12 protein-coding genes and 1 tRNA gene are annotated in these 15,472 nt (G+C 69.0%); 5 read left to right on the top strand and 8 right to left on the bottom strand.

The genetic code is table 11. The features are described from left to right. Positions 1–59 precede the first annotated feature (59 nt). From FBY40_RS13790 to FBY40_RS13810, 5 genes are all read left to right on the top strand, one after another. Complete coding sequence (locus FBY40_RS13790; RefSeq protein WP_141939363.1) at positions 60–2,804, top strand: transglycosylase domain-containing protein; 2,745 nt, start codon at positions 60–62, stop codon at positions 2,802–2,804. Next, positions 2,804–3,736, top strand: a complete 933-nt coding sequence (locus FBY40_RS13795; RefSeq protein ID WP_141939364.1) for a metallophosphoesterase — start codon at positions 2,804–2,806, stop codon at positions 3,734–3,736. Before FBY40_RS13790 ends, FBY40_RS13795 begins: the two co-directional genes overlap by 1 nt. Positions 3,737–3,867: 131 nt before the next feature. Next, positions 3,868–5,700, top strand: coding sequence for a hypothetical protein (locus FBY40_RS13800; protein WP_141939365.1), 1,833 nt, complete (start codon positions 3,868–3,870; stop codon positions 5,698–5,700). A gap of 16 nt (positions 5,701–5,716) precedes the next feature. Next, positions 5,717–5,790, top strand: a tRNA-Pro gene (locus FBY40_RS13805). Between the two features lie 60 nt (positions 5,791–5,850). Continuing rightward, complete coding sequence (locus FBY40_RS13810) at positions 5,851–6,636, top strand: HAD-IIB family hydrolase (protein ID WP_141939366.1); 786 nt, start codon at positions 5,851–5,853, stop codon at positions 6,634–6,636. A gap of 6 nt (positions 6,637–6,642) precedes the next feature. Here FBY40_RS13810 and FBY40_RS13815 read toward each other — a convergent pair whose 3' ends face one another. The 8 genes from FBY40_RS13815 to FBY40_RS13850 all read right to left on the bottom strand — a co-directional run bounded on the left by FBY40_RS13815 (position 6,643) and on the right by FBY40_RS13850 (position 15,415). Beyond that, positions 6,643–7,914 carry an alpha-hydroxy acid oxidase gene (locus FBY40_RS13815; protein WP_141939367.1) on the bottom strand — a complete coding sequence of 424 codons (1,272 nt, stop codon included), beginning with the start codon at positions 7,912–7,914 and terminating at the stop codon, positions 6,643–6,645. Beyond that, positions 7,911–8,666: a FadR/GntR family transcriptional regulator gene (locus FBY40_RS13820; RefSeq protein ID WP_141939368.1), complete on the bottom strand. Its 756-nt coding sequence runs from the start codon at positions 8,664–8,666 to the stop codon at positions 7,911–7,913. Before FBY40_RS13820 ends, FBY40_RS13815 begins: the two co-directional genes overlap by 4 nt. Positions 8,667–8,727: 61 nt before the next feature. Then, complete coding sequence (locus FBY40_RS13825) at positions 8,728–9,381, bottom strand: thymidine kinase (RefSeq protein ID WP_141939369.1); 654 nt, start codon at positions 9,379–9,381, stop codon at positions 8,728–8,730. Positions 9,382–9,410: 29 nt separating this feature from the next. After that, on the bottom strand, positions 9,411–11,381 hold the full coding sequence (locus FBY40_RS13830) for a DUF2207 domain-containing protein (RefSeq protein ID WP_141939370.1): 1,971 nt from the start codon (positions 11,379–11,381) through the stop codon (positions 9,411–9,413). A gap of 25 nt (positions 11,382–11,406) precedes the next feature. Then, positions 11,407–12,918 (bottom strand): malate:quinone oxidoreductase, encoded by a 1,512-nt coding sequence (locus tag FBY40_RS13835; protein WP_141939371.1) that lies wholly within the window; start codon positions 12,916–12,918, stop codon positions 11,407–11,409. 99 nt (positions 12,919–13,017) lie between these two features. Further along, on the bottom strand, positions 13,018–14,094 hold the full coding sequence (locus tag FBY40_RS13840; protein WP_141939372.1) for an aspartate-semialdehyde dehydrogenase: 1,077 nt from the start codon (positions 14,092–14,094) through the stop codon (positions 13,018–13,020). Between the two features lie 64 nt (positions 14,095–14,158). Continuing rightward, positions 14,159–14,761: a DM13 domain-containing protein gene (locus FBY40_RS13845; RefSeq protein ID WP_141939373.1), complete on the bottom strand. Its 603-nt coding sequence runs from the start codon at positions 14,759–14,761 to the stop codon at positions 14,159–14,161. A 72-nt stretch (positions 14,762–14,833) separates the two neighbouring features. After that, positions 14,834–15,415: a dihydrofolate reductase family protein gene (locus tag FBY40_RS13850; protein ID WP_141939374.1), complete on the bottom strand. Its 582-nt coding sequence runs from the start codon at positions 15,413–15,415 to the stop codon at positions 14,834–14,836. Positions 15,416–15,472: the final 57 nt, after the last annotated feature.

The raw sequence follows: 15,472 nt of genomic DNA on the forward strand, positions 1-15,472 counted from the left end.
TCTCCGTGGGCGCACGCCGGTCGAGGGATCGCCCAGGAAGCTCCCTTACGATCAACCCTATGCCTGAGACGAAACGGACGGGTAGCGGTGTGCTCGGCGGCCTCCTCGGGGTCGTCGGGCTGAGCGCCGTCGCCGGTGTGCTCGTGACCGCCGCCGTCACCCCCGCGATTGCGGTCTCGGGGGCCGCGGCCTCCAGCGCCATCTCGATGTTCGACAACATGCCGAGCTATCTCGAGATCGACGAGCTGATGCTGCCGACGACCCTCATGTACGTGAACCCCGACAACGGGCAAGAGGTCGAGTGGACGAAGTTCTACGACCAGAACCGGTCGCCGGTGACCTTCGATCAGGTCGCGCCGGTCGTCTACGACGCGGTGCTGTCGTCGGAAGACCCGCGCTACTACCAGCACGGCGGTGTCGACCTCATCGGTACGACCCGCGCGCTGCTGAGCAACGCCCAGGGCGGCCAGACCCAGGGTGGGTCGTCGATCAGCCAGCAGTACGTCAAGAACGTGCTCATCCAGCGGTGCGAGCGGGACGCCGAGCCCGAACTCGACGCCGACAACAACGTCGTGAAGACCCGCGATGAGGTCCTCCGCAACTGCTGGGAGGACGCCACCAACGCGACAGGTGCCGAGGGCTATGAGCGCAAGCTTCAGGAGATGCGGTACGCGATCGCCCTGGAGCAGCGCTACTCGAAGAACGACATCCTGCTCGGGTACCTCAACATCGCCAACTTCGGCGGGACCAACTACGGCATCGACGCGTCGTCGAAGTACTACTTCAACGTCCCGGCGTCACAGCTGAGCGTCTCTCAGGCCGCGACGCTCGCCGGTATCGTGCAGAACCCGAACACCTACCGGATCGACAAGCCGGAGGGATCGATCTTCGATTCAGAGGGCGTCGGGTACAACAAAGCGCCCGACGGGTCCATCGAGGACGTGCAGCCCGGGACCATCCAAGCGCTCTACACCCTCCGTGACGAGGGCGTCATCAACGACGAGCAGCTGCTCGCCGCGGCGGACGGTTACAGCGCCACCAAGGGCCGGCAGCTGTACGTGCTCAGCCGCATGCTGGATGACGGCAAGATCAACCGCGACCAGTACATCCAGGCGGCGGTGGAGCCGATCACCCCTGCGATCACGCAGCCCGTGACGGGGTGCCAGTCCACCGGTGCCGCTGCTTACTTCTGCCAGTACGTCGTCTCCACGATCCAGAACGACCCCGCGTTCGGCGAGACGCGGGAGGCTCGGGACCGGGCGCTCCGCCAGGACGGCCTGAAGATCTACACCACGATCGACCCCCGTGTGCAGGGCGCCGCGGAGCAGGCCATGGCCGACTACGCGCCGACGTCGATCGAGGGCATGGAGTTCGGGGCGACCGCCACGAGCATCGAGGCCAAGACCGGCCGCGTCCTCGCCATCGCGCAGAACACCCGCTACGTGCCGGGTGCGACCGAGGATCCCAACGAATCGTCCATCGTGTTCGCCGGCGACTCGACCTACGGTGGCTCGGGCGGCTTCGGTGCCGGTTCGACCTTCAAGCTCTTCACCCTCATCGACTGGCTCGAGCAGGGCAAGTCCCTTCGCGAGGTCGTCAACGGCACCGATCGAAACATCCCCCGGATGACCTCCTGCGCCGGTGACTGGGTCAACCCCGGCAGCGACCGGATCCGCAACTTCGGCAACCAGCGCGGCTACAATGGCACTCCGTTGCGCTTCACTGCCGAGTCGCTGAACACCGGATTCATCGGAATGGCCGCCGAGCTCGACCTCTGCGACATCACGAACGTCGTGGCGAAGATGGGTGTCACCAGCGGGAACGGCAACCCGATCAACGTCACCGTGCCCTCGCAGATCATCGGGGTCGACGACGTTTCACCGATCGCGATGGCAGGCGCCTATGCCACGGTCGCCAACGGCGGGACCCTGTGCCAGCCGAAGGTCATCGACCGCGTCGTCGACAACAACGGCGTCGACCGCCCGGAGCTCGTCCCAGTGCGCAACTGTTCCCCGGCTCTCACCCCCGAAGTGGCGTCGACGGCCGCCTTCGCGCTCCAGGGCGTGATGGCTCGCGGCGGAACCGGCGCCCAGGCGAACCCCTTCGACGGCACCCCGATGCTCGGAAAGACCGGAACCAACGAACAGCGCCACTCGTGGATGATCGAGTCGTCGACGAACGTCACGACCGCCGTGATGGCCGGCAACGTCCGCGGCACCGTCGACATCGCGCGCGCCTATGCCTACGACCGTCGTGTCATGGACATCCGGTACCCGATCGCCCAGCGCATCCAGGCCACCGCCAATGCCGCGTATGGCGGGGACGACTTCCCGCCGCCCGCCGAGAACCTGATCCGTCAGGTGGTCCGTGATGTTCCGAACGTGGTCGGACAGACGATCGACCAGGCCCGGGCGACCCTCGAAGGCGCCGGCTGGGACGTCAGTGTGGGCGAGCCGGTCAACTCCGACCAGCCGACGAACATCATCGTCCAGCAGAACCCCTCGGGTCAGGCCCCGGCCGGCAGCGTCGTGACGATCAATCCCAGTAACGGGCAGGCCGCCACCGTTCCCGACGTGAGTGGGCAGAACCCCGCCGTCGCGGCGGGGGCCCTCAACGCGGCCGGGTTCTCCGCCCAACTGGGGTCGTGTACCCCCGATCCCGGATCCGGCGGCGGTCGTGTCACCGGAACCGACCCCGCGGCAGGAACCGCAACCACCCGTGGTGCGACGGTGACCATCAACTTCGCCGCCGCAGCCTGCCCCGGACAGGGCGCGCCCGGCAACGACGAAGACGACGACGAGTAGTGCCGCACCCTCTGACGAGGGCCGCCCTCACCACGCTCGGCGTGGTGGGGGCGGCCGGCACCGCCGCGGCGGTCTGGGGAGTCGGGATCGAGCGTTACCTTTTCACGGTCCGTGAGCACCAGCTGCAGCTCCTCCCCGCGGGCGCCCGCCCGCTGCGCATCCTCCACGTCTCCGACGCGCACATGGCGCCGTGGCAGCGGCGGAAGCAGCGCTGGATCGCCGGCCTCGCGGCGCTCGAACCCGACCTGATCATCAACACCGGCGACAATCTCGGCCACCCGCTGGGCCTCGACGGCATCCGCGCCGCGTTCGGGCCGTTCCGCGGCATCCCCGGGGTGTATGTCCACGGCTCCAACGATCACGTGGCACCCAGCCCGCGCAATCCGTTCAAGTACTTCCTGGGCCCGTCGAAGCTCAAGACCGAGCCCGAACTGCTCGACACCGACCTGCTCGATCGGTATCTCACCGATGAGCTCGGCTGGCACGATCTGAACAACACCGTCGCCGCTCTCGACGCCGCCGGAGCCCGCATCCACGCGTTCGGTGTCAACGACGCCCACCGCGGGTGGGATCGCCTGGGGTCGCTTCCCGAACCGATCCAGCGGATGCGAGAGGCCGAGGACGCGGCGCTCACGATCGGTGTGACCCACGCGCCCTACCGCCGCGTTCTGGACGCCTTCGTCGATCTCGGGGCGGACGCGGTTTTCGCCGGACACACCCACGGCGGACAGGTGCGCCTTCCCGGTGTCGGCGCACTCGTGGCGAACTGCGACATCCCGCTCGATCAAGCGCGTGGGCTGAGCACCTGGGCGCACGACGGTCACATCGCGCCGCTCAATGTCAGCGCCGGTCTCGGCCACTCGATCTATGCCCCGGTGCGCTTCGCGTGCCGCCCGGAGGCGACGCTCATCACCGTCCTCCCCGGCCGCTGAGTCCTCGACGTCCTCTCCTGCACAACGGCGGGATGCGCGAACTTCTCCACCGAAGCGCCTCCTGACGCCCCCCGCGATACGCCCCGCGGCGACGATCGATCCGTCCGATCGTCTAGCCGGGAGTCCGCACGATGCCCTTCACCACCCTTCGCCCCGCCGCGTCCCACTCCTCGATCCGAGGAATCCTCCGACTCGTCGCCGCGAGCGTCGCGCTGAGCGTCGTCGTGCTCGCAGGATCGGTCTTCGCCGCCGCTCCGGCCTCAGCCGCCGAGCGCGGCACGGGTTTCGGCACGTGGGCACCGATATCGGCGCACGGGTGGCACGGCTCCATGCTCGTGAACGGCGTCCACACGTACTGCATCGTCCCGGGCCTGCCGTTGCCGACCGGCCCGAGCATCGACCACGGCATCAGCGGGGGCGCGGCGGGGCTCTCCGGCGAGCAGCTGACCCGCATCAATCACCTCGTGTCCACGCACGGACAGACGGATGACCCGGTGCAGGCGGCTGCGGTCGGCTGGGCCGTCAAGGCGATCGCGAACTGGAATGAGACGCTCCGCCAGTTCGGCTATGAGGGCGACTCGCTCGCCGGCGTCATCGACCGGGTCTTCTCCCGTCTTGCACCCGAGCACAGCGCGGCGGTCCAGCAGCGTGCCGTGGCGTTCTACGACGAGGCGATGCGTCTCGGAACCGCGGCCCCCACCGGGACGCTGATCTTCACCGTCGACCCGGTCGACCATCGCCACGGCACGGTCAGAGTCGAGACGAGCGCTGCCGGCGCGATCGGAACGGTGACGCTCGTCGACGCGGTGTTCAGCGAGTCCGGTGAGGTGACCCTCGAGGGGGTGACGCCGGGAACCGAGTACGCGATCACGACGGCGCCACCGGCGCCAGGCCGCGCGTACACGGTGAGCGGTACGGGCCGCTTCACGGGCGGAGTCGCCCCGGCGGTCCGCCACGTCACCACCGCCGGCGGGCAGGACACCGCCGGTCCCGGGGGCCCCGCGACCTTCGAGGTGTCCGGTGCCGACACCGCGCCGCGCGTTCCCCGCTTCTCCCCCGCCATCACGACGCAGGTCGCTGCGCGCTACATCCCCGGCGGACCGTTCGTCGATGACGTGAACATCACTCTCGCCGACGGGGACTGGCCTCGGTCGGCCGACGGATCGCCCCTGCCGATCACCGCCGGCGCTGAGGTCTACCGCACGTCGTGGGAACCCACCGAACCGCAGGCATCGGTCCCCGCCGACGCCGAATCGGTGGGCTCGCTGGCGCTCGTGACCGGGGACCAGGGCGGAGACGTCCCCTATCGCGTCACATCCGACTGGGAGCTGCCCGGCCCCGGCTTCTACACCGCCGTCTGGACGATCACCCGTGACGCGCAGCATCCCGACGTCACCGCGCATCTGCCCGCGGACTTCTCGTGGACGGAGTCGTTCGGCGTGCGAAGCCAGATCAGCGTCGTCCCCGACGTCTCCTCGAAGGCGGAGGAGCACGTCGCCGTCGGCGATCCGGTGTCGGACACGATCATCGTCGGCAGCGTGATCCCCACCGGTGGCCTGTCCGTGTCCTCCGCCGTCTACCGCTCCGCCGACGGCGTACCGGCCGCCGACGCCTGCACCCCGGAGGCCCTCGTCTGGGAGAGCGAGCCGATCGCGGTGACCGAGGCGGGCGAGTACATCGTGACGTCCCCGGCGATGACCGAACCGGGAACGTACTACTGGCGGGAGCGTGCGGTGGATGCCGACGGCGACGAGGTGCATCACGGAGGGTGCGGTGTCGCCGCCGAGACGACGATCGTCGAGGAGGCGCCTCCCGCCGCCCCGGCGCCCGCTCTCGCGGCGACCGGGGCGAGCATCGCCACGGTGGCGGCCCCACTGATCCTCGGGCTGACCGTGGTCGTCACCGGCATCGCGCTCGGGACGTCACGCCGCCGTCGGTTCGAACACGGCGCGAGCATCGGGTAGGCTTGGGGGGTTGCCACGGGGTGTGGCGCAGCTTGGTAGCGCGCTTCGTTCGGGACGAAGAGGCCGCAGGTTCAAATCCTGTCACCCCGACCGCAGAGAGGCCTCACCGATATCGGTGAGGCCTCTCGCACGACACCGAACAGGAGCGCCGTGAACGACACCTCGCCCCCGTCCACCCCGAAGCTCGTCGCCTTCGACCTGGACGACACCCTCGCGCCTTCCAAGAGCGCCATCGATCCCCGCATCGGCGATCAGCTGATCGCGCTGGCCGAGCGCGTCGAAGTCGCCATCATCTCGGGCGGTCAGCTGTCGCAGTTCCGCACGCAGGTCGTCGATCTTCTGCCGGCGGCCGCGTCCGACATCCTCGATCACGTCCACCTGCTGCCCACCTGCGGCACCCAGTACTACCGGATCGATGCCGACGGCATCCGCACGGTCTACGCGCACAGCCTCACCGACGACCAGAAGTCGCGCGCCATCGCCGCCGTCGAGGAGGAGGCCCGGCGCTTGGGCCTGTGGGAGAGCGAGCCGTGGGGTGACATCCTCGAGGACCGAGGGTCGCAGATCACCTTCTCCGCTCTCGGTCAGCAGGCGCCGCTGGACGCCAAGACGGCGTGGGACCCCACCGGCGAGAAGAAGAACGCCCTCCGCGACGCCGTCGCCGTTCGCATCCCCGACCTCGAGGTCCGATCGGGCGGCTCGACGTCGGTCGACATCACGCACCGCGGAATCGACAAAGCCTACGGCATGCGTCAGCTCTCCGATCAGACGGGCATCGCGCTCGATGACATGCTCTTCGTCGGAGACCGCCTCGACCCGCACGGCAACGACTACCCCGTCCTGGCGATGGGTCTGCGCTGCCAGGCCGTCGAGGGCTGGGAGGACACGGCGACCTTCCTCGACGCCCTGCTGCCGACCCTCTCCCCTCGCGCCTGACGTCGCTCAGCGCGCGCGCTGAGCGCGCGCCGCATCGCCGACCGGCACCAGACGGGTGAGCTGCGTCACGTGCGCGGGCTCCAGCTCCGCGAGGCTGGACACCCCCAGCAGGCGCATCGTGCGCTCGATCTCCTCCCGGAGGATCGCGATCGCCCGATCGACGCCGGCACGCCCGCCCGCCATCAGGCCGTACAGGTAGGCCCGTCCGACGAGGGTGAAGGAGGCGCCGAGTGCGATCGACGCGACGATGTCGGCACCGTGCATGATCCCGGTGTCGACCATCACCGTCGCGTCCTTGCCGACCTCCCGCACGACATGCGGAAGCAGGTGGAAGGGCACCGGAGCGCGATCGAGTTGACGCCCCCCGTGGTTCGACAGGACGATGCCGTCCACGCCCGCCTCGATCAGGCGCACGGCATCCTCGACCGTCTGAACGCCCTTGACGACGATCTTGCCCGGCCAGAGGTCCCGGATGACACCGAGGTCGTCGTAGCTGATGGTCGGGTCCATCGCGGCATCCAGCAGCTCTCCGACCGTGCCACCGGTCGAATTCAGTGAGGCGAACTCCAGCTTCGGCGTCGTCAGAAAATCGAACCACCACCACGGCCGCGGGAGGGCGTTGAGGATCGTCCCGATCGTCAGCTGAGGCGGGATCGAGAAGCCGTTCCGCTTGTCGCGGAGGCGCGCCCCCGCCACCGGGGTGTCGACGGTGAACAGCAGCGTGTCGAATCCGGCCGCCGCAGCCCGTCGAACGAGCTCGTAGGAGATCTCCCGGTCGCGCATGACGTACAGCTGGAACCAGTTGCGACCATGCGGGTTCGTGGCTCTCACGTCCTCGATGGAGGTCGTCCCGAGCGTCGAGAGCGTGAACGGGATCCCCGCGGCGCCCGCCGCCGAGGCGCCGGCCCGCTCCCCCGCGGTATGCATCAGACGGGTGAACCCTGTCGGTGCGATCCCGAACGGCAACGCGCTCGTGCCGCCGAGGACGGTGAGGGAGGTATCGACGTGCTCGGCGGGTCGGAGGATCGACGGGTGGAACTCAACGTCCTCGAAGGCGCGCCGCGCCCGTGCCAGCGACAGCTCTCCCTCGGCCGCCCCGTCGGTGTAGTCGAACGCCGCCTTCGGCGTGCGGCGCTGGGCGATCGCCCGGAGATCGGCGATGGTGAGGGCCGAGGTGAGGCGGCGCCGAGTGCCGTTCAGCTCGGGACGCTTGAACCGCATGAGCTCGCGCAGGTCTGCCGGCACAGGCAGCTGTCGCCGGGTGGTGGGCTCGGTCATGTCTTCGTCCTCTCCGAGGGCGTGGATGTCTCACGGGCCAGGCGGGCGTCGGCGTAGTACCCGACGATGTGGGCGCGCACGAGGTCACGGGCGCGTCCGGGGTCACCCGCCTCGACCGCCTCAACGATGGCGCGGTGCTCGAGCTGGAGCCGCGTCGACATCGCCGACCAGTCCGCCACGCGTGCGGCACCGATCCGCACATACGACTCGATCGCACTGCGCAGTCCCGCCATCGTGGCGGTGATGACGAGATTTCCGGATGCTTCGGCGAGGCCGAGATGGAACTGCGCGTCGAGCGTCAGGAATTCGTCACGGGTACGCTCTGCGACGTCCATGGCGTCGAGGATGCGGCGGACCGGGGCCGTGTCGGGCGCGCCCTGCGAGGCGAGATCTTCCACGACGGCGCTCTCCAGCGCCACCCGGGTGCGGACCACGTCGTCGAGAGGGAACCCGTGTGCGGCCACCTGCAGTCGGAGAAGCGCCGACATACCACCGCGCGGGGTGGCGATGATCACCGCCCCCGAGCTGGGCCCCGAACCCGTCCCGGTACGGATGAGCCCCATCACCTCGAGAACACGAAGCGCTTCACGCACGCTCGAGCGTCCGACCCCGAGGCGTGCCGCGAGGTCGCGCTCGGGCGGAAGGTGATCACCGGGGGCGAGGGTGTCGTCGAGGAGGTCGCGCTCGATGTGCTCGAGGACGACCTGCCACGCTCGCGGGGCGGGCGACGGGGGATCGTCTGGTGAGGGCATGAGGTCTCCGATGGGCAGGTGGCCACCCTACTCTGTGGTCAGACCACATGCAACCGACGATCTACCGCCCGTCGAGACGTCCGCCCGATTCGCGCAGGTAGCACTCCGCGCACATGGATTCGTAGGTCACGCGGTCGGCCGAGAGCTCGTCGATCGCGACCTGGTCGCCGTCGAAGACGAACCGGCCGCTGACCAGCCGGGCGTTGAAGAGGGCCTTGCTCCCGCAACGGCAGATCGTCTTCAGCTCCTCGAGACTGTGGGCGAGCTCCATCAACCGGGCGGACCCGGGAAAGGCATCGGTACGGAAGTCGGTACGGATGCCGTAGGCGAGAACCGGCACACCGTCGAGGACGACGATGCGCAGCAGATCATCGACCTGTTCGCGCGTGAGGAACTGGGCCTCGTCGATGAGGAGACAGGCCACGTCAGGGATGGTCTCGCCCGCCTCGGGAACGAGCGCATCCTCCGCCGCTCGCCGGACGCGCTCACGGTGCTCGCCGAACAGCAGGCGGATGTCGTCGTCGGGTCCGACGAGGAAGTCGACATCGCGAGTGACTCCCAGACGACTCGAGACCTTGGCGGCATCCTTGGTGTCGATCGCCGGCTTGGCGAGCAGAACGTGCTGTCCGCGCTCTTCATAGTTGTAGGCGGCCTGCAGCAGAGCGGTCGACTTCCCGGAGTTCATCGCGCCGTAGCGGAAATACAGCTTTGCCACCCCGAGAGTCTAGGCCCCGGCGGATCCGATCACCGGCCGCCGAATCCGCCGCCGCCTCCCCCGCCTCCCGAGAACCCTCCGCCGCTGGAGCTGCCCGATGAGGACCAGCTGCTCGGGGACGACGACCCCGAAGACGAGAACGATCCGCCGCGCGACACCGGCGTGGCCGCGAGACGACCGATCGAGGAGGACGCCCGCGACAGGGAGTCGGTGGTGACCGCATCGAAGAGGGCCGCACGGGCACCCGCCTCCGTGGGAGTATGCGCGGCGGTGCGGATCACATCGATCCAGTCCTGCTGCATCCCGAAGAGCACCGCGTAGGGCAGCAAACGCTCGTAGAGATTGACCACGTCCGCACCGGGCGCGCCCGGCGCCTCGGCGAAGGGGCGCCGGCCGGAGGAGACCAGATCCGCTGTCGCCGGCGCCTGGGCCGCCCGAAGGCGATCTTCCTCCGCGAGCGAGAGGTAGCGGCGGATTCCCTCGAGGTAGGTCCGGTGGCGCCCCCCGGCGAGGGTCAGGGTCGAGCCCGGCACGGAGAAGAACGGCAGGACGATGAACGCCGCGAACGCGCTGGCGATCGCAAGCCCGTAGATCCACCCGCCGACCTCGCCCAGGTCCTGGATCACGGACGGAACCTCGTCGAGGAAGAAGGCCAGGAGGATGCCGGTGGTCAGGCCGCCGAACTGAAGGAGACTGCGGACACGTCCGATCCAGCCGGGCGTGACGGTACGGTACCCGCGATCGATGGTGGCCCGGTCGATCTGGCGCACATACGCCACCGCGCGACTGGGGGGATTTCGCGTGAAGGCGCCGAGGTCGACCCGGTCGCCGGGCGCGGCATCCTTGCCGTACAACGCCGTCACGACGCGGCGATCGTCATGGGCCAGACCCGTGTCATCCCGCAGAACCACGGAGAAATCGTCCGCTCCGGCCCTGTCGCCCGAGCCGACGATCTCGACCTTATCGCGAACGGCCAGATCGACGACGTGTGCGGCCAGAGCGCGTTCGGGGACACCCCACACCCCCGCCGACAGGGTGGGCGACTCATCCTCGGCGGGGGTGTAGTGCACGACCACCGGCGACCGATCCGGATTTCGCCGCAGCACCGCTCGCAGCACCACCAGGAAGAGGAGGCCACCGACACCGCACGCCAGCCCTGCACCGGGAAGCACCCACTCCCACCACGGGTAGGGCGGCGGGGGCGGCGGAGAGACAGCGGCGAACGTGCCGGTGGCGAAGCCGAGCGAGACGGTGACGTTCTCGTCGGGGCCGAGCCCGGTGTCATCCGCGATGAACGAGGCCTCGACCGACGGCGCAGCGCCGGCATCGAGACCGGCAGCCCAGGCCGCCACCGCCGCGCCCAGCGCCGTCGGCGGGGCCGCCTCCCGGATGTCGCAGAGTTCCGTCGAGCCCGCGGGACCGGTGTAGCAGAAGGCGCGCCCCGGCAGCAGGCCGTCGGCCGGATCGCCGAGCACATGCACGACGGCCTCGACGGCGTCGAAGGGCTGCGCGTGATCGGTGCCGACGGTGTCCCAGGTGAACTCGTCGGCGTCGGTGTCGTCGTAGCGCACGACCACGTCGGTCATCGTGTAGGAGATAACGTAGGTCTGCGCGCCCCGTACATAGGAGTCGTCTCCGGTCAGGACGTAGACGAACTCCTCATCCTCCTCCGTCCACCACGGGATCGGCTCCCCGCCCTCACCCGTGACGCTCACGACGGACGTGTCGTGATCCACGCCCGAGTCGGCCTTCGGGATCGCGCGGACGATGCCGCGATTCTGGTCGAACTCGGGGAACCGGGCGACGATCGTCTCGGTGGTGAACAGCGCACTGCGTCCGCTCGGCTCCCGCCCGAGCCAGTACTCCCCCGCGAAGGAGTCGTAGGAGAAATCGTCGACGTCAGCCGAAACGGCCTCGGCCGCGCTCGGCCCCGGCGCCGAGATGCCGGCGACGGATGCCAGCAGCAGCCCCGCGACCGCCACGCTCTTCGCGAACACCACGGCGCCAGCGTAGCGATCGCCGCGATCAGGCGGTGAGCGCGAGCGCCTCTGCCGTCTCGGACAGCACCTCTTCGGCGACCTCGGGCCGCGGGTTCAGCGTGTGACCGTAGCTCGGGATCAGCTGCTGCAGCCGCGGCTCCCATTCGGCGATCCGGTCGGGGAAGCACGTCTTCAGCAGCCCGAGCATGATCGACACCGCCGTCGACGCCCCGGGCGAGGCGCCGAGAAGCCCGGCGATCGTCCCGTCCGCCGAAGTGACCACCTCGGTGCCGAACTGCAGCACGCCGCCCTTCTTCGGATCCTTCTTCATGACCTGCGCACGCTGACCGGCCTGCAGCAGTTCCCAATCCTCATCACGCGCGGTCGGCATGAAGTCGCGAAGGCTGTCGACCTTGCGCGCGTGGTTCTTCAGCAGCTCGCCGACGAGGTACTTGATGAGCCCGGGGTTGTCGACGGCGACCTTCAGCATCGGCAGGATGTTCCCCGGCCTGACCTGCGCGACGATGTCGGTGATCTTGCCGTTCTTCAAGAACTTCGGGCTGAATGTGGCGAACGGGCCGAACAGCAGCGAGGCCTCGCCGTCGACGACGCGCGTGTCGAGGTGCGGCACCGACATCGGCGGTGCCCCGACCGAGGCCTGGGAGTAGACCTTGGCACGGTGCTGCGCCACGAGGGCGGGATTGCTGGTCTTCAGCCACTGCCCCCCGATCGGGAAGACGCCGTATCCGCCGATCTCGGGGATGCGGCTGGACTGCAGGAGCTTCAGGGCCCATCCACCCGCACCGACGAACACGAACCGCGCGCGAGTCTCTCCGGGGGTGTGGCCGATGGTGTTGCGCCACCGCACCCGCCATGTGCCGTCCCCCGCGCGCCGGATCTTCTTCACCTCGCGATTGGTGACGACCTCCGCACCCTTCTCGACGAGGTCGTCGAACAGCTGTCGGGTGAGCGCACCGAAGTCGACGTCGGTCCCACTGGGGACCCGCGTCGCAGCGAACGGCTCGCCCTTCCTGCGCTTCTTCATCAGCAGCGGGGCCCACTGGTTGATCACCCGCGAGTCCTCGCTGTACTCGATGCCGGCGAAGAGCGGCTGCTGCCGGAGTACCTCGTAACGCTTCCGGAGGTAGGCGACGTCCTTCTCGCCCGTGACGAAGGTCATGTGCGGGGTGGCGTTGATGAAGGTGGACGGCTCGTCGAGCACACCCCGGTCGACCAGGGATGACCAGAGCTGGCGGCTCTGCTGGAACTGCTCGTTGATCGCGATCGCCTTGGCGGGGTCGAGCGATCCGTCCGGGCCCTCGGGCATGTAGTTCAGCTCGCACAACGCTGCGTGACCGGTCCCGGCGTTGTTCCAGGCGTTGGAGCTCTCGAGGGCCACGTCGCTCAGTCGTTCGTAGACGACGATCTTCCAGTCCGGCTGGATCTCCTTGAGCAGGGTGCCGAGGGTGGCCGACATGATGCCCCCGCCGATCAGGACGACGTCGATGACCTCGTCTGGTGCCGCCGGTGGGGTCTCGGAATCGGAGGAATCAGTCACGACACGATTCTACGCGCCGCGGAAAACCTCCCGATCAGAGCGCGGGTCCGCGCGCCGAAAGGATGGCGGATCTTTCTCGTCATCGAAAGACCGGTGGGGTCAGGCACCGGCTCCGGCGAACCGTCGTGATGCGACGAGTTCGGCGATCTGCACCGCGTTGAGAGCGGCGCCCTTGCGGAGATTGTCGTTGCTGATGAACAGGACGAGTCCTCGCCCCTCGGGAGCCGACTGGTCGGCGCGGATCCGGCCGACGAAGCTCGGGTCCTTCCCCGCGGCCTGCAACGGCGTCGGCACCTCTTCGAGGGTGACCCCGGGAGCATCGGCGAGGATCTCGGCCGCCCGCGCCGGGGAGAGCTCGCGGGAGAATTCCGCGTGGATGCTGAGCGAGTGGCCGGTGAACACCGGCACCCGCACGCAGGTGCCGGCGACACGGAGGTCGGGAAGCTCGAGGATCTTGCGGCTCTCGTTGCGGAGCTTCTTCTCCTCGTCGGTCTCGTTCTCGCCGTCGTCGACGAGGTTGCCGGCGAAAGGGATCACATCGAAGGCGATCGGCGCGACGTACTTCTCCGGCTCGGGGAAGTCCACCGCGGAGCCGTCATGGACGAGACGCAGCGTTTCGCCCTGCGCCAGCACACCCTCGACCTGGCCGAGCAACTCCTCCGCGCCCGCCAGTCCCGATCCGCTGACCGCCTGGTAGGTGCTGACGATCAGCCGCTCGAGCCCCGCCTCGGCGTCGAGCGGCTTCAGCACGGGCATGGCCGCCATCGTCGTGCAGTTCGGGTTGGCGATGATGCCCTTGACGGCCTCGTCGATCGCGTGGGGGTTGACCTCGCTGACGACGAGGGGCACCTCGGGGTCCATCCGCCAGGCGCTGGAGTTGTCGATGACGACGGCACCCGCCTCGGCGAAGCGCGGCGCGTGTGCGCGACTGCCGGTCGCGCCGGCCGAGAACAGGGCGATGTCGATGCCCTCCGGGTCGGCGGTGGCGATGTCCTCGATGACCACCGTGTGCCCGGCGAAGTCCACCGCGGTGCCCGCGGAGCGGGCGGTGGCGAAGAGCCGGAGCTCACGGATCGGGAAACTGCGCTCCAGGAGGATCTCGCGCATGACGGTGCCGACCTGACCGGTGGCACCGACGACGGCGAGGGACAGACCGGAGTCGGAGATGCGGGTCATGGGTAGGGAGTCTATCGCCCGAGCCCCGGGCCTTTCGGTGTGTGACGGCGCCGACTCGCCTCGATCACCCGAGTGCGGCGGCGCCGAAGGACACACTGAATTGCACACACCACAGGTCGACCGTGCGGAAGACGTCGAGGTCGACCTCCGGGGGGATGTCGTAGAGCTGGTTGCCGAGATTGCCCTTGATCGGTCCGAGGTCGACGAAGTCGTACTGGCCGGCGGTGAACCAGCCGTCGAAGCCCTCGATCACGGGCCCCGCGCTCAGCCACACGTGGACATCGGGGCCGTTGGTGGTGGCGAGCTGCTCGATGGCCAGTTGCCTCGTGCCATCGGGATTCTCGATGATCCGCGCCGACCCCGACGTCGCGTGTTCGTGACTGATGAAGGTCCCTGAGAGGAGGTCGACCGGCCCCGCCGGCGCTGCGGATGCGGATGCCGCCGGCGACCCGTCGCTCGAGGGCGAGGGCGTCGGGCCCTCTGCGGCGGGGGGCTGCTGCGGCGTCGACGCAGCCACCGGGATCTCATCATCGACCCGGACGTCTATCAGGGCCAGCCAAGGCTGGAAGACCAGCGCGGCGACGAGCCCGCAGGCAAGCGCGACCGTTCCGCCGACGACCCACATCCAGCGCCGTCTCCGCACCGCTGACGCGCCCTGCTTCCGCATACTCCGCCTCCGCTCGACTCACATCCGGGGAGCCGACACGCGAATGCTAGAGCGCGAGGCTGGAGATGCGCCTCATGTTCCCGGACGACGACGGGCGTACTCGTTGATGAGGACGCCGGAGTGGAAGGTCCGGCTCGCCTCCAGGGTGAACGCGGTCGGGTCATAGCCGGTGGCGAAGAGCGGACGCCCGTCGCCGAAGACGACGGGATTGACCTTCAGCACCAGGCGGTCGATGTCGTCGAGCAGCTGCCCGGCGAGATCGCCTCCGCCGCAGAGCCAGATGTCACCGCCCCCGCGCGCCTTCAGGTCCGCCACGACGCGCCGGGGATCATCCCGCGCCACGCGCACCCCCGCACCCACGTCTGCCTGCGTGCGGGTACGCGAGAAGACGATCTGGTCGAGGTGCGCGTACGGCGAGTCGGTCGCGCTCAGGCCGGCGGCGAAGGTGTTCCATCCCATCAGCACGGTGGAGAACCTCTCGCGGGGCGCCGTCGAACCGGACTGCTCATAGAAGGCGGAGGGGAGCGTGTCCGCCCACTCGACCTGGATCGCCTCCAGGTGATCACCCGTCATCGGAAAGGCCTCGAATCCCCCGTCGGGCGCGCAGATCCGCCCGTCGAGACTGATCGCGACGTAGTAGACGAGGTCCGTCATGGTTCCACCTTTCACAACAGCTGTTGTGGTTAACATACGACAGATGTCGTGGTCGCG

Origin of the sequence: Microbacterium sp. SLBN-154, from assembly GCF_006715565.1 — a bacterium.
In the GTDB taxonomy this organism is placed as follows: domain Bacteria; phylum Actinomycetota; class Actinomycetes; order Actinomycetales; family Microbacteriaceae; genus Microbacterium.

Excerpts from the sequence above, each read along its gene's own strand:
- FBY40_RS13800 (WP_141939365.1), top strand. The coding sequence starts at position 3,868 with ATGCCCTTCACCACCCTTCGCCCCGCCGCGTCCCACTCCTCGATCCGA.
- FBY40_RS13815 (WP_141939367.1), bottom strand. The coding sequence starts at position 7,914 with ATGACCGAGCCCACCACCCGGCGACAGCTGCCTGTGCCGGCAGACCTG.
- FBY40_RS13840 (WP_141939372.1), bottom strand. The coding sequence starts at position 14,094 with ATGACCCGCATCTCCGACTCCGGTCTGTCCCTCGCCGTCGTCGGTGCC.
- FBY40_RS13850 (WP_141939374.1), bottom strand. The coding sequence starts at position 15,415 with ATGACGGACCTCGTCTACTACGTCGCGATCAGTCTCGACGGGCGGATC.
- FBY40_RS13845 (WP_141939373.1), bottom strand. The coding sequence starts at position 14,761 with ATGCGGAAGCAGGGCGCGTCAGCGGTGCGGAGACGGCGCTGGATGTGG.
- FBY40_RS13820 (WP_141939368.1), bottom strand. The coding sequence starts at position 8,666 with ATGCCCTCACCAGACGATCCCCCGTCGCCCGCCCCGCGAGCGTGGCAG.
- FBY40_RS13790 (WP_141939363.1), top strand. The coding sequence starts at position 60 with ATGCCTGAGACGAAACGGACGGGTAGCGGTGTGCTCGGCGGCCTCCTC.